14 protein-coding genes and 1 tRNA gene are annotated in these 13974 nt (G+C 64.5%); 9 read left to right on the plus strand and 6 right to left on the minus strand.

The window, feature by feature from the left end; all coding sequences use genetic code 11:
* The first annotated feature begins 11 nt into the window (after nucleotides 1-11).
* The 6 genes from NCS03_RS09160 (at nucleotide 12) to loiP (ending at nucleotide 4472) form a co-directional block, all read left to right on the plus strand.
* The gene (locus NCS03_RS09160; protein WP_008341815.1) at nucleotides 12-320 is read left to right on the plus strand and encodes a malonate decarboxylase subunit delta; all 309 of its coding nucleotides are present in this window, start codon (nucleotides 12-14) and stop codon (nucleotides 318-320) included.
* Entirely contained in the window at nucleotides 317-1159 is an 843-nt protein-coding gene (locus NCS03_RS09165) for a biotin-independent malonate decarboxylase subunit beta (protein WP_175982692.1), read from the plus strand. The genes NCS03_RS09160 and NCS03_RS09165 overlap by 4 nt, the downstream gene beginning before the upstream one ends.
* Nucleotides 1156-1971 (plus strand): biotin-independent malonate decarboxylase subunit gamma, encoded by an 816-nt coding sequence (gene mdcE, locus NCS03_RS09170; RefSeq protein ID WP_250529082.1) that lies wholly within the window; start codon nucleotides 1156-1158, stop codon nucleotides 1969-1971. Before NCS03_RS09165 ends, mdcE begins: the two co-directional genes overlap by 4 nt.
* A complete protein-coding gene (locus NCS03_RS09175) occupies nucleotides 1971-2612 on the plus strand; it encodes a malonate decarboxylase holo-ACP synthase (protein ID WP_250521189.1) in 642 nt (213 codons plus the stop codon). The genes mdcE and NCS03_RS09175 overlap by 1 nt, the downstream gene beginning before the upstream one ends.
* Complete coding sequence (gene mdcH, locus NCS03_RS09180) at nucleotides 2609-3544, plus strand: malonate decarboxylase subunit epsilon (RefSeq protein WP_250529083.1); 936 nt, start codon at nucleotides 2609-2611, stop codon at nucleotides 3542-3544. Before NCS03_RS09175 ends, mdcH begins: the two co-directional genes overlap by 4 nt.
* Nucleotides 3545-3713: 169 nt before the next feature.
* Nucleotides 3714-4472 (plus strand): metalloprotease LoiP, encoded by a 759-nt coding sequence (gene loiP, locus NCS03_RS09185; RefSeq protein ID WP_175982696.1) that lies wholly within the window; start codon nucleotides 3714-3716, stop codon nucleotides 4470-4472.
* Between the two features lie 176 nt (nucleotides 4473-4648).
* Here loiP and NCS03_RS09190 read toward each other — a convergent pair.
* From NCS03_RS09190 to cysS, 6 genes are all read right to left on the minus strand, one after another.
* Nucleotides 4649-4741 (minus strand) — tRNA-Ser (locus NCS03_RS09190).
* A 182-nt stretch (nucleotides 4742-4923) separates the two neighbouring features.
* Nucleotides 4924-6174 carry an aspartate kinase gene (locus NCS03_RS09195; protein WP_175982697.1) on the minus strand — a complete coding sequence of 417 codons (1251 nt, stop codon included), beginning with the start codon at nucleotides 6172-6174 and terminating at the stop codon, nucleotides 4924-4926.
* Nucleotides 6175-6501: 327 nt separating this feature from the next.
* On the minus strand, nucleotides 6502-7929 hold the full coding sequence (tilS, locus tag NCS03_RS09200) for a tRNA lysidine(34) synthetase TilS (protein WP_250434896.1): 1428 nt from the start codon (nucleotides 7927-7929) through the stop codon (nucleotides 6502-6504).
* A gap of 43 nt (nucleotides 7930-7972) precedes the next feature.
* Nucleotides 7973-8944, minus strand: a complete 972-nt coding sequence (locus NCS03_RS09205; RefSeq protein ID WP_008341830.1) for an acetyl-CoA carboxylase carboxyltransferase subunit alpha — start codon at nucleotides 8942-8944, stop codon at nucleotides 7973-7975.
* A 119-nt stretch (nucleotides 8945-9063) separates the two neighbouring features.
* Nucleotides 9064-10083: an endonuclease III domain-containing protein gene (locus NCS03_RS09210; protein ID WP_175982698.1), complete on the minus strand. Its 1020-nt coding sequence runs from the start codon at nucleotides 10081-10083 to the stop codon at nucleotides 9064-9066.
* A gap of 47 nt (nucleotides 10084-10130) precedes the next feature.
* Nucleotides 10131-11528, minus strand: coding sequence for a cysteine--tRNA ligase (gene cysS / locus NCS03_RS09215; RefSeq protein ID WP_250529084.1), 1398 nt, complete (start codon nucleotides 11526-11528; stop codon nucleotides 10131-10133).
* A 555-nt stretch (nucleotides 11529-12083) separates the two neighbouring features.
* Between cysS and NCS03_RS09220 the strand changes: the two genes are divergently transcribed.
* From NCS03_RS09220 to NCS03_RS09230, 3 genes are all read left to right on the plus strand, one after another.
* A complete protein-coding gene (locus NCS03_RS09220; RefSeq protein ID WP_175982736.1) occupies nucleotides 12084-12761 on the plus strand; it encodes a tetratricopeptide repeat protein in 678 nt (225 codons plus the stop codon).
* A 54-nt stretch (nucleotides 12762-12815) separates the two neighbouring features.
* A complete protein-coding gene (locus NCS03_RS09225; RefSeq protein ID WP_008341835.1) occupies nucleotides 12816-13397 on the plus strand; it encodes a peptidylprolyl isomerase in 582 nt (193 codons plus the stop codon).
* A 74-nt stretch (nucleotides 13398-13471) separates the two neighbouring features.
* Complete coding sequence (locus tag NCS03_RS09230; RefSeq protein WP_008341836.1) at nucleotides 13472-13963, plus strand: peptidylprolyl isomerase; 492 nt, start codon at nucleotides 13472-13474, stop codon at nucleotides 13961-13963.
* Nucleotides 13964-13974: the final 11 nt, after the last annotated feature.

A 13974-nucleotide genomic window follows, 5' to 3' on the forward strand; every position in this document is an offset into this window, starting at 1 on the left:
AGGAACGAACGATGGAAAACATGCGATACGAATATCCGGCCAAACGGCCCGTCACGCGCCGCGCGCACGTGGGCGTCGTCGGCTCGGGCGATCTCGAAGTGCTGCTTTCGCCGTCACAAAGTGCGAACGCGGAAGTGGTGATCCGCACGAGCGTCGATGGCTACGGCCATGTCTGGAAAAGCGTGCTCGACCGCTTCTTCCAGCGCTACGACGGCGCGGCGAAAATCGAACTGAACGATTTCGGCGCGACGCCCGGCGTCGTCATGCTGCGACTCAACGAAGCCGTCGAAGCAAGCGAAAGCGAAGGAGACACGCCATGAACGCGCACGACACGTTTCTCGCGCGGCACAGCTTCATCGAAATGACGGCGCGCGAACGCGCGCACGCGCTGCTCGACCAAGGCACGTTCCGCGAACTGCTCGGCCCGTTCGACCGCATCGAATCGCCGTGGCTCGCGATGCAGAACATCGTCTGCCAGGCGGATGACGGCGCGGTCATCGCACGCGGCATGCTCGGCGGCGAACCGGCGGTGATCGCCGCGATCGAGCCGGCGTTTCAGGGCGGCAGCATCGGCGAAGTATCCGGCGCGAAGATCGCCGCCGCGCTCGAAATGGCCTTGAGCGAATTCGAAGCCGGGCGCGCGATCCGTCCCGTCGTGCTGTTCGAAACCGGCGGCGTGCGTCTGCAGGAAGCGAATCTCGGGCTCGCGGCCATCGCCGAAATTCAGGCGGCGATCGTCGCGCTGCGGGCTCATGTGCCTGTCGTCGGGGTGATCGGCGGGATGGTCGGCTGCTTCGGCGGCATGTCGCTCGCGGCCGCGCTCTGTACCGAGCTGGTGATGACGCGGCAGGCGCGCCTCGGCATGAACGGGCCGGAGGTGATCGAGCAGGAAGCGGGCATCGAGGAACTCGATTCGGGCGACCGGCGCCTCATCTGGTCGATGATCGGCGGCGAGGAACGCGTCGCGGTCGGTCTTGCGGACACGCTCGTCGAAGACGATACCGAGCACGTGCGCGACGCCGTGCTCGCGGCGTTCAGGCGCGGCGTGCCGCCGCGGCATCGCACGGAGAACGTGGATGGCTTCATCGCGCGGCTCGCCGACGTGAACCCCGACGTCATCGATCCCGACACCTTGCGCAAACTGTGGGGCGCATCATGACCGACACACTTTCCCGCGGCGAGCGCTGGCTCGACGCGCTGACTTCTGCGTCGACGCAATCGGAGCGCGGGCCGATCCGCGTGCGCGAAGGCGCTCTCGATGGCGAACGCGCGAGCTTCTTTGCCGTCGTGCCCGATCCGCAGAACCGCTTCCCGCGCGCGACCGATAACGTCGTCGGCCTCGAACAGGGCTGGCTGCTCGCACGCGCCGTGCGCGAAACGATCGACGCCGATCGCGATGCCGAGGTGAAGCGCGCCATCGTCGCCGTCGTCGATGTGAAGAGCCAGGCGTACGGACGTCGCGAAGAACTGCTCGGCATTCATCTCGCGTGCGCCGCCGCCGTCGATGCCTACGCGAGCGCGCGGCTCGCGGGCCATCCGGTGATCGCGCTGATCGTCGGACCGGCGATGTCGGGCGCGTATCTCGCGCACGGCTATCAGGCGAATCGCATCGTCGCGCTCGACGCGCCCGGCACGGCCGTCCACGCGATGGGCAAGGAAGCCGCCGCGCGCGTTACGCGGCGCAGCGTCGAAAGCCTCGACGCGCTCGGCGACGCGGTCCTGCCGATGTCGTACAAGATGAGCGCCTACGCGAAGCTCGGCTTGCTGCACGAACTGATCGAAGGCGTCGACGCCGACGCGCCCTCTTCCGCCGACATCGAGCGCGTGAAGGCATCGCTCGCGGCGGCGGTGAAGGATGCGCGCAACGGTCCGCGCGATCTGTCGAACCGGCTCTCTTCCGCCGATGCGAAACGCACGCGCGCCGCATCGATCGAGGTGCGCAGGCGCATGCGCGAGCAGTGGAGCGTTTGATGGACCGCGTGATGGAGCGCGCGCCGCGTCCGCACGATTTGCTGCGGATCGCGCCCGGGACGGCCGCCTTTGACAACGCGCCGGCGTGGGTCGCCGCGTCGCTCGCGCGCGCGCCGTTCGTCGTCGTGCGGCGCGCACCGCGCATCGGCGCTGCGATTCCCGTCGGCGTGCGCGGAATGGCGCGCGGCGAACGCTTCGGCGCGTGGATCGAGACGCGTCACATCGACGCGATGCTCACGCCCGAAGCGCTGCGCACGCGCGAGCCCGATCCGGCGCGTCGCGACCTGCCCGCGTTCGCGTTGTTGCGCGCGGTCGCGCCGATCATCGACGGATGCGGTCTCGAATGGGGCCCGGCCGGCAGCGCGGGCTTCGAGCTCGCGTGCGCGATGCCGGCGATCACGCGCGACAGCGACCTCGATATCGTCGTGCGCGCGCCGACGCCCTTGCCCCGCGAAGACGCATCGGCGCTCTTCGATGCGCTCTCGCAAGCGGCGCAGAAGGAAGACACGCGCATCGACGTGCAGATCGAAACATGCGACGCGGCTTTCTCGCTCGCGGAGTTCGCGCGCGTCGGACTACGCGTCATGCTGCGGCACGCCGACGGCCCGCGCCTCGTCGCGAATCCGTGGGCAGCGGCATGATCGCCTATCTCTTTCCCGGACAGGGCGCGCAAGCGCCGGGCTTTCTGCATCGGCTCGGCGGCGGCGAGCCGCATCCGGCGATCGTCCGCACGCTCGACGAAGCATCCGATGTGCTCGGCGCGGACGTCCGCGATCTCGACAGCGCCGACGCGCTCAAATCGACCGTCGCCGTGCAGATTTCGCTCGTCGTCGCGGGCGTGGCCGCGGCGCGCGCGCTCGCGGAGGAAGGCGTCGAGCCGGAAGCCGTCGCGGGCTTGTCGGTCGGGGCGTTCGGCGCGGCGGTCGTGTGCGGCGCGATTCGCTTCGACGATGCGCTCGAACTCGTGCGCCTGCGCGCCAGGCTGATGGAAGACGCGTATCCGAGCGGCTACGGCATGCTCGCCGTGCTCGGGCTCAACGAAAGGGAGATCGCCCGCGCGATCGCCGATTGCGGCGCCGACGCCTACATCGGCAATCTGAACGCGCCGCGTCAGATCGTCCTTTCGGGCAGCGACGCCGCGCTCGCGCAAGTGCGCGACATCGCCCTGTCGCGCGGCGCGCGGCGCGCCGAACGGCTGTGCGTGAGCGTGCCCTCGCATTGCGTGCTGCTGGAAAGCGCCGCGCAACGGCTCGGCGAAGCGGCGAGCAAGGTGCGGATCGAGGCGCCGCGCATCGCCTACATCGGCAATCGCGGCGCGCGCGTGCTGCGTCGCGCCGACGCCATTCGCGAAGACCTCGCCACCAATCTGCGCTATCCGGTGCGCTGGCACGAATCGACGATCGCGCTCGCCGAACTCGGCGCGAAGTTGTTCGTCGAGATGCCGCCGGGACAGACGCTCACGCAGCTTGCCGCCGAAGCCTTGCCGGACGCGGCTTCGATCGCGATGGACGCCGCACCCGCCGCATCCGTCGCCGCACGCGTGCGCGCCGCCTGCAGGCGCGCGACCGATTGATTCGCGTTTCGTGCGCGACTGATGCACGGTTTCCGCTGGCGTTTTCATCTTTTTTGCCGACAAAATCGGAATTTTCGAATAGCTTACGAATCGACTGTCATTAGCATTTCGCTGCGTTCGCGCAATCTGCGCAGAACGACGATCACAACAACATTCGAAAGGTAAAACTATGACGATCTTCCGCATCGCGCTGGCGGCCTCCGCTGTGTTCACACTTGCGTCGTGCAGCAGCATGAGCAGCATGGATCCGAACCAATTGATGCAATCCGGGCAAATGGCGACTCAGGCGCTGTCGCTGAGCGACTCCGATGTCCGCACGCTGTCCGACAAGTCCTGTGCCGAACTCGACAAGGAAAACAAAGTCGCGGCGGCCAACAGCCCGTACACCCAGCGCCTGAACAAGATTTCGAAGCAGCTCGGCGACAACATCAACGGCGTGCCGGTCAATTACAAGGTTTATCTGACGAAGGACGTCAACGCGTGGGCGATGGCGAACGGCTGCGTGCGCGTTTACAGCGGCCTCATGGACCTGATGAACGATGACGAAGTGCGCGGTGTCGTCGGGCACGAAATGGGGCACGTCGCGCTCGGCCATACGAAGAAAGCGATGCAGGTGGCGTACGCGACGTCGGCGGCGCGCACGGTGGCTTCGGCGGCGGGCGGTATGGTCGGAAGCCTGTCGGCGTCGCAGCTCGGCGATCTGTCGGAAAAATTCGTCAACGCGCAGTTCTCGCAAACGCAGGAATCGGCCGCTGACGATTACTCCTTCGATACGCAGAAGAAGAAGGGCTACGACCCGAAGGGACTGGTCACGGCGTTCCAGAAGCTCGCGACCATCGATGGCGGCAAGTCGAGCATGCTGAGTTCGCATCCGTCGTCGCCGGCGCGCGCGAAGCATATCGAGGACCGGATCGCGTCAGGGAAGTAAGGATGTGACTGAGCGCGAGCGGCGACGCTCGCGTTCTCTTCGGCGACGATTCAGAAGGATGACGAAGCGATGCACTTCGTCGCAATGCACTTCGTCGCAATGCACTTCGCCGACTAACGCGGCAAAAAGAAAAAGCCCCGCAAGTTTTTAACCTTGCGGGGCCTTTCTACGACAACTGGCGGAGACGGAGGGATTCGAACCCTCGATCCAGTTTTTAGCCAGATGCTCCCTTAGCAGGGGAGTGCCTTCGACCTCTCGGCCACGTCTCCCAAACTTTTCGCCGCACCGGGAGTGCAGTGCAACGAGATCGAGATAATAGCGTGTTCGCAGGCCGGGGTCAAATTCACACGACGATTTTTTTCGAAACGGCCAATATGGAATCGCGCGTTCAGCGAACCGCAACGATGTGAAGGCCCGCGAGCCTTCACATCTCCGTCACACGCTTACACGCTTACGCGCGATCCAGCTCGAACGCCTTGTGCAGCGCGCGCACGGCGAGTTCGGTGTACTTCTCGTCGATCAGCACCGAGATCTTGATTTCGGACGTCGAGATCATCTGGATGTTGATGCCCTCTTCCGACAGCGTGCGGAACATCGTGCTAGCAATACCCACGTGCGAGCGCATGCCGACGCCCACCACCGACACCTTCGACACCTTCGGGTCGCCCAGCACGGTTTCGGCCTGGACGTGGCCCTTCACCTGGTTGTTCAGGATTTCGAGCGCGCGCTGATAGTCGCCGCGGCCGACCGTGAACGTGAAGTCGGTCTTGCCGTTCACGCTCTGGTTCTGAATGATCATGTCGATGTCGATGTTCGCATCGGCGACCGGGCCGAGAATCTGATACGCGACGCCCGGCTTGTCAGGCACGCCCATGACCGCGATGCGCGCTTCGTCGCGCTGGAACGCGATGCCAGAAATCACTGCTTTTTCCATGTTCTCGTCTTCTTCAAAAGTAATCAGGGTGCCGGAGTGCATTTCGGCTTCGAGCGGCATCAGCGGGTCGGTCAGGCTGGAGAGCACACGCGTCTTCACCTGATACTTGCCGGCGAATTCCACCGAGCGGATTTGCAGCACTTTCGAGCCGAGGCTCGCCATCTCCAGCATTTCCTCGAAGGTCACGCGGTCCAGCCGGCGCGCTTCTTCCACCACGCGCGGATCGGTCGTGTAGACGCCGTCGACGTCGGTGTAGATCAGGCATTCGTCCGCTTTCATCGCCGCCGCGATCGCAACCGCCGACGTGTCCGAGCCGCCGCGTCCGAGCGTCGCGATATGGCCTTCCGGATCGACGCCCTGAAAGCCCGTGATGACCACGACCTTGCCCGCGTCGAGGTCCTTCAGCACGCGTTCGCCGTCGATTTCGCTGATACGCGCCTTCGTGAACGCGCTGTCCGTCTTGATCGGCACTTGCCAGCCGGCATAACTCACGGCGTCGAGGCCTTCCGCGTGCAGCGCGATGGCCAGCAAGCCCACGCTGACCTGCTCGCCGGTGGAGGCAATCATGTCGAGTTCGCGCGGGTCCGGATCGGCCTTGATGTCTTTCGCGAGACCGAGCAGGCGATTGGTTTCGCCGGACATCGCCGAGGGCACGACGACCATCTTGTGGCCGGCCTTATGCCATTTGGCGACGCGCTTGGCGACGTTCTTGATGCGCTCGACCGAGCCCATCGAAGTGCCGCCGTATTTGTGTACGATGAGTGCCATTGTCGTTCTTGAACTGGAGAGAAAACCGCGCTTCACGCGCTTTGACGCGAGAACGCTCGAGACTCGCGCTCGATCGCTTCAGGGGATGTCGAAGCCGGCTACGATACGCGGGCGCTGCCGCACGCCCTTCGCACGCTCGCGCCATTGATAAGCGACGCGAGCGGATGCGTCGTTGCGGGCGAAATCGAGTCTTTTGAACGCAGATGCCGCGCAAAAACGCGCTTGGGCGAAAACGAGTTACCGTACCCGATCGAGGCTGAAATTACAAGATGAGGCACCGGTGACGGCGATTTTACCGGCTTCGGCGCAACGTTTGCCCAAAGCGCCTCACACGAGCAGCAAATCCGGCCGCCACGAAATGCGCCGCAGCGGTCCGTGCGCGGCGCTCGGCGCGGCCTCGCGGTTCACGCCGACATGCGGCACGAACAGCAGCGCCTCGCCGATGAAAAGCAGCGGTACGTCGCGCTTCCAGGCCGGCACGCCGCGCTCCTGAAAGAGGTTCTTGAGCGTGCGGCTCGGCGCTTCGGCCGCGACGCGCATGCGCTCGCCGCCCGCACGCGAACGCGCGACGAGCGGCGCGGCGCGCAATACGCCCTCCCCGACGACATCGTCGGCGGAAGAATCAGCGGGCTCGAACACGAACGAGCCGCGCCATTGCGGCAGACGCCACACCTCTTCGCCCTGCCATAGCAGTTCCGCCGCGACTTTGAGCGCGGCCGCGCCTTCATCGAGATCGGGCGCATCGGCGCTGTCGCCGGCTTCCCAGAACAGCAGATTGCGATACACGCGCAAGCTGTGCCCCGCATGATCGACGCGCAGCGCGTGGCCATCGCGCGCGGCGGCGGCATCGCGCAACTGACGCAACATGTCGGCGATGCGCGCCGTCGATGCCGCCATCAAACCGCGCGAGCGGATCCAGAAACGCATGAGATTGATCGCGCGCTCGTCGTCGAGTGCGAGAAACGCGTCGAGCACGAGCGCGCCCTCTTCGTCGGCGCTCTGAACGTGTCCCAGATCGATGCGCGCAAGCTGATCCAAAAGCCGCTGCGCCGACGCGGCATGCGATGCCGTGCGCGCGAGGGCATCGCGAAAGCCGGGAAAATGCACCGCGAGCATCGGCAGCACGTCATGGCGCAGCGCGTTGCGCGAATAGCGCGTGTCGGCGTTGGATTCGTCGTCGATCCAGCTCAGGTCGCGCTCGTGCGCGTATTGCTCCAGTTGCGCGCGCAGCAGGCGCAGCAGCGGACGCACACGCGGCGCGGCGCCGTCCGCGCGTTGCGGCGCCATCGCCGCGAGGCCCGCGACGCCCGCGCCGCGCAGCAGTTGCAGCAGCACGGTTTCGGCCTGATCGTCGGCATGATGCGCGATGAGCAGCGCCGCCGCGCCATGCTGATCGCAGAGCTCGTCGAGCGCGCGATAACGCGCGTCGCGCGCCGTGGCTTCGAGGCTCTCGCCGCCGGTCCGCGCGACATCGACATGACGCGCGTCATACCGCACGCCGAGCGACGCCGCAAAGCGCTCGCAATGCGCGGCCCACGCGTTGGCGTTCGGACTCAGACCGTGATGAACATGCAGCGCGATCACACGTCGCGCGCCGAAGCAACTCACGGCCGCGTCGAGCAGCACGGTGGAGTCGAGCCCGCCGCTCAATGCGACCGCGAGAAGTGAATCCGGGGAAAGGTCCGCGTCCGAAACCGCCGCGCGCACCGCCTGTAACACGAGGCGGCCGGCCGGGGTTTCGTTATCGGATGTCACGAGAGTTCGTGATGGATGAGATGACGAAGATGACGGGAACGGATTACGCGCCCGGCAGCGATTCCTTGAACTTGCCGTACGCCATCAGCTTTTCGAAGCGGCGCTCGCGCAAGTCGTTGACGCTCATGCCCTGGAACTGACGCAGCGAATCGGCGAGTGCGCGGCGCAGGAGCGCGGCCATGCCCTTCGCGTCGCGATGCGCGCCGCCGAGCGGCTCGTTCACGATCTTGTCGATGAGACCGAGCGCCTTAAGACGATGCGCCGTGAGGCCGAGCGCTTCGGCCGCTTCCGGCGCCTTCGCCGCGCTCTTCCACAGGATCGACGCGCAGCCTTCCGGCGAAATGACCGAGTACGTGGAGAACTGCAGCATCATCACGGTATCGGCGACGGCGATCGCCAGCGCGCCGCCCGAGCCGCCTTCACCGATGATCGTCGTGATGATCGGCGTCTTGAGCTCCGCCATCACATAGAGATTGCGGCCGATGGCTTCCGACTGGCCGCGCTCTTCCGCGCCGATGCCCGGGTACGCGCCCGGCGTATCGACGAACGTGAAAATGGGCAAGCTGAACTTCTCGGCGGTACGCATCAGGCGCTCCGCCTTGCGATAGCCTTCCGGACGCGGCATGCCGAAGTTGCGCAGCGCGCGTTCCTTCGTGTCGCGGCCCTTCTGATGGCCGATCACCATGCACGGCTGGCCATTGAAGCGCGCGAAGCCGCCGACGATCGCGAGGTCGTCCGCGAATGCGCGGTCGCCGTGCAATTCATGAAAATCGGTGAAAAGCTCGCTGACGTAATCGAGCGTGTACGGACGCTGCGGGTGACGCGCAATCTGCGAAACCTGCCACGGCGACAGGTTTGCGTAGAGATCCTTCGTGAGCTGCTGGCTCTTCTTCGACAGCCGCTCGATTTCTTCCGAAATATCGACAGCGGAATCGTCCTGAACGAAGCGGAGTTCTTCGATCTTCGCTTCGAGTTCAGCGATCGGCTGCTCGAAATCCAGAAACGTGGTCTTCATATGTTCGAGTCCTGGGAACATCGGGCAGCGCGTATTCTAACCGCGTCCGCCCCTCAAAAATTCGCGCGTGAACTATCGATTATAAAGCAACGATAGCGCGCGCTTTTCGCGTGGTTATTTTAGTGATCTGACGGAATTGGATTAAGGCTGCGCCACATGTACCACGTCGCGACCGTGCGCCACGGTTCCCAGTTCGCCGCCACTTCGCGCGCCTCGCTGCGCGTCACCGGCTCGCCGCTGAAGTAGTTGACGCTGATCGCCTGAATCAGGCCGAGATCGTCGAGCGGCAGGACGTCCGGGCGCGACAGATTGAAGATGAGGAACATCTCCGCCGTCCATCGGCCGATGCCGCGAATCTGCGTGAGCTCGGCGATGACGGCTTCGTCGTCCATCGACGTCCATGCGTCGACGTGCAGCGCGCCCGATTCGAAATGCTGCGCGAGATCGAGAATGTACTCGGCCTTGCGTTTGGATAAGCCGCACGCCTGCAGTTTCTCGTGACCGAGCTTGATGAAGTGCGCCGGATGAACCTCGGGACATGCGCCCTTCACCCGTTCCCAGATCGCCTGCGCGGCCTTCACCGAAATCTGCTGGCCGGCAACGGAACGCGCGAGCGTGGAGAACGGATCGCCGAGATTGACGAGATGAATCTCGCCGAACTTCGGAATCAGCTTCTTGAGTATGCGGTCGCGTCGCATCAAATCTGCGCACGCGCGGTCCCAGTAGTCGGGACGAACGGCTTCGCGCGTGAGTCCGCCGATCTGCACGGGCACCGCGGCATCCGATGTGACGACGCGCGACTTGCGCACCACTTCGCCGCGTTCGGCGACGAGCGCCTGAGCGCGCGCGCCATCGCCTGCGACCGCGCGGCCGTTGCCCTTCGCGGGCGACGCTTCGGCTTCTTCCGTGCCCGCTTTCGATGCGCGCGCAGCGCCGTTCAGGCGCGTTGCCGTCTCCGGCTTCGCGGCCTTGAGCGCAACGCTGCGCGCCGGCTTCGCCGTCTTGCCGGCCGCCGCACCTGCGCCATCGATCTTCTGCGTGTTCACTTTCGTTTGTGCGCTGCTCGCGCGCTTCGTTGCGCCCGACGCATCGCTGACAGACGCGGGTCGCTTGACCGGCGTCTTCCTGGCCGTTGCCATCTTGCCTCCTGCCTGGTGAGTCGATCAGAGGGTTCGAAGGGCCGCGCTCAAACGCGGCGCCATTCGGTCGACCCACCCGGTTTGTCTTCAAGCGCAATACCGGCTTCGAGCAATGCAGCGCGAATCCGGTCTGCTTCGGCATAGTTCTTCGCCTGCTTCGCGGCGATGCGCTCGGCGATCTTCGTTTCGATCTCTTGCGGCGAGAGTCCCTCGCTCGAGCCTGCGCCGCTCGCCCGCTGCAGGAACGCACGCGGCTCGCGCTGAAGCAGTCCGAGCACGCCCGCAAGACCCTTGAGCTGACGAGCGAGCGCGGCATCGCGCGTACGATTCACTTCGCTCGCGAGATCAAACAACACCGACACGGCCACCGGCGTGTTGAAGTCGTCGTTCATCGCAGACTGGAAACGCTGCGCGTTCGCCTCGCTCCAGTCAAGTTGCTGATTGTCCGGCTCGACATCCTTCAACGCCGTATATAGGCGCGTCAACGCGTTCTTTGCGTCGTCGATATGCACGTCGCTGTAATTCAGCGGCGACCGATAGTGTGCCCGCGCAATAAAGAAGCGCACGACTTCAGCATCAAATTTTTCAAGAACTTCGCGGATCGTGAAAAAGTTGCCGAGCGACTTCGACATCTTTTCACTGTCGATCTGCACGAAGCCGTTGTGCATCCAGTAGTTCACGAACTGCTTTCCGGTTGCGCCTTCGCTTTGCGCGATCTCGTTCTCGTGATGCGGGAACTGGAGATCCATGCCGCCACCGTGGATGTCGAACTGTTCGCCGAGCAACGTGCAGCCCATCGCGGAACATTCGATGTGCCAGCCGGGACGCCCGCGGCCCCACTTCGAGTTCCAGCCTGTGTCTTCCGGCTCGCCCGCCTTCGATTGCTTCCACAGCACGAAGTCGAGCGGATCTTCCTTGGCGTCGTTGGCCGTGACGCGCTCGCCGGCGCGCAAGTCTTCGATCGACTTGCCGGACAGCTTGCCGTAGTCGGCGAACTTGCGCACCGAGTAATTCACGTCGCCGTCTTTGGCCTGATATGCATAACCGTTGGCGTGCAACGCATCGATCATGCCGAGCATCTGCGGCACGAACTCGGTCGCGCGCGGCTCGATGTCCGCACGCGCGACGCCGAGCGCGTCCATGTCCTCATACATCGCCTCGATGAAACGCTGCGTGAGCGACTTGATCGATTCGTTGTTCTCCACCGCGCGGCGAATGATCTTGTCGTCGATGTCGGTGATGTTGCGGACGTAAGTCACCTTGTAGCCGATCTCGCGCAGCCATCGCTGAACGATGTCGAACACCACGAACATGCGCGCGTGCCCGACGTGACAGTAGTCATACACGGTGATTCCGCAGACATACATGCGTACCTCGCCGGCGCGAAGCGGCGTGAAGGTTTGCTTGTCACGCGCGAGCGTGTTGTAGATGCGCAGCGAGTTCATAGAAGGCGAAGCATGGGCCGGAATCAACCGTGTGCCGGGCAGCGAGCGCCGTGAGCGATACGCGCGGGAGCGAAGAGACCCACACGCGAGCGCGAACACGACGGTCATGCGACCAGGACGGAGACGGCCACGAGTGGCGAAAGACAGTCTGGAGTCGGCGCGAGATGCTCGCCTGGAGATCCAGGCGCAAGACTCGTGCGCGGGACGTGCAGACCTTTTGTTAGAATGGGTCGGAGTATAACACCGGGACTTGAGCCTATGAAATCTCGAAGCGGCCGCGCGGCGGGCATGGCAAGCCGCGCTCCGGGCCGGGCCGAAAGCACTGCCGGACACGACGCCGCATCGGGCATTTCCGCTCGTTCTCCAGTGCTCGCACGCCTTCGCGTGCTCGGGCGCTCGCCGTCCCTTTCGCCGCTTTCACGGCTTCTTTCGCCGCCTCATTCATTGACTCGATTCCAAGTGACTCATCGCCACGCGCGCACGCCTCTGCAACTCTCTTGCCGGCTCGTTTCCCGGACGCTCGCCATCGCGGCGCTCGGCTTCGCATGTGTCGGCATGTCCGGGGCCGCGCTCGCGCAGACCTCGACCGCAACTCGCGACGACACGCCGCAGATCGATTCGGCCATCGCGGGCAAGGACTGGAACGCCGCGCTAACACAACTCGATGCGCGCATCGCGAGCAACCCGCGCGACGTGCAGGCAAAGTTCAAGCGCGCCACCGTGCTCGCGCGCCTGAATCGCGACGACGAAGCCATCGCCGCCTTCACCGAGCTCACGCAAGCCTATCCAGAATTGCCGGAGCCGTACAACAACCTCGCCGCGCTCTACGCGAAGAAGGGCCGCTACGAGGATGCACGCGTCGCGCTCGAAACCGCGGTCAAGGCGAATCCAGGCTACGCGCTCGCCTATGACAACCTGGGCGATCTTTATCTTCGTCTCGCGAGCGAGTCGTACAAGCGCGCGCAATCGCTCGGCTCGAAGAGTCCGCTCACGCGCCAGCGCATCACGGCGATTCAGAACATCTACAACCCGCCGAAGAAGCGCGCGGGCGCGGCAGAAGGCGCATCGGGAACGGGCGCGGCAATTGCGCCAAGTCCGGCCGCGGACGAATGGGCACCGGCATCCGGAGCCGCCTCGCAGACGATGCCCGGTCCCGACGATTACGCGCCGTTCGGCGGCCCGACGAGCCCGCTGCCGGCCACGCCATACGTCGCGCCGCAAGCGCAGCCATAAGCAGGCGCATTCGCGGCCGACTGTTTGCATTCACCACACGAGGATCGATCCTTCATGAAATTCCTGATGTTGGCGCTGTCGAGCGCTGCCCTGATCGCGACCACGCCTGCGTTAGCGCAGCCGAACGCGCAGGCCGCGCACCCCACCGTGCTCTTCAAGACCACGCAAGGCGACATCAAGGTCGAGCTGTATCCCGAGAAAGCGCCGAAGACGGTCGCGAACTTTCTCGACTACGTGAAGTCCGGTCAGTACAGCGGCACGATCTTTCATCGTGTGATTCCGGGCTTCATGATCCAGGGCGGCGGCTATAGCACGAGCTTCGCCGAGAAGCCGACGCGCGCGCCGATTCCGCTCGAAAGCAAGAACGGTCTGAAGAACGCCACCGGCACGCTCGCGATGGCGCGCACGAGCGATCCGAATTCGGCCACCGCGCAGTTCTTCATCAATACCGTCGATAATGCGGGTCTCGACTATCCGAGCCCGGACGGCAACGGCTACGCCGTGTTCGGCAAGGTCGTCGCGGGCATGGACGTCGTGAAGAAGATCGAAGGCAGCCCGACCACCACGCGCGGCCCGATGCAGGACGTGCCGCAAAAGCCGACCGTGATCGAGTCGGCCACCGTGGTCCCGCAGTAATCCGTAAGCGCCTGTCGCTGACCTGGCGCGCGCTGCGCCAGGGCTCAATCAAACACAATGGAGAGAACATCATCATGGTCGAACTGCATACGAACCACGGCGTCATCAAGATTGAACTGGACGCCGACAAGGCCCCGAAGACGGTCGAGAACTTCCTCAACTACGTGAAGAAGGGTCATTACGACAACACCGTGTTTCATCGCGTGATCGATGGCTTCATGATCCAGGGCGGCGGCTTCGAGCCGGGCATGAAGCAGAAGCCGACCGATGCGCCGATCGACAACGAAGCCAACAACGGCCTCAAGAACGAAAACGGCTCGATCGCGATGGCGCGCACGAACGACCCGCATTCGGCGACTGCACAGTTCTTCATCAACGTGAAGGACAACGACTTCCTGAACCACTCGTCGCCGACGCCGCAAGGCTGGGGCTACACCGTGTTCGGCAAGGTCGTCGAAGGCATGGACGTGGTCGAGAAGATCAAGAAGGTGAAGACCGGCTCGAAGGGCTTCCACCAGGACGTTCCGGTCGACGACGTGGTGATCGAGAAGGCCGTCGTGGTCTGATCACGGTCATT

Origin of the sequence: Caballeronia sp. ATUFL_F1_KS4A (genome assembly GCF_023630905.1) — a bacterium.
In the GTDB taxonomy this organism is placed as follows: domain Bacteria; phylum Pseudomonadota; class Gammaproteobacteria; order Burkholderiales; family Burkholderiaceae; genus Caballeronia; species Caballeronia zhejiangensis.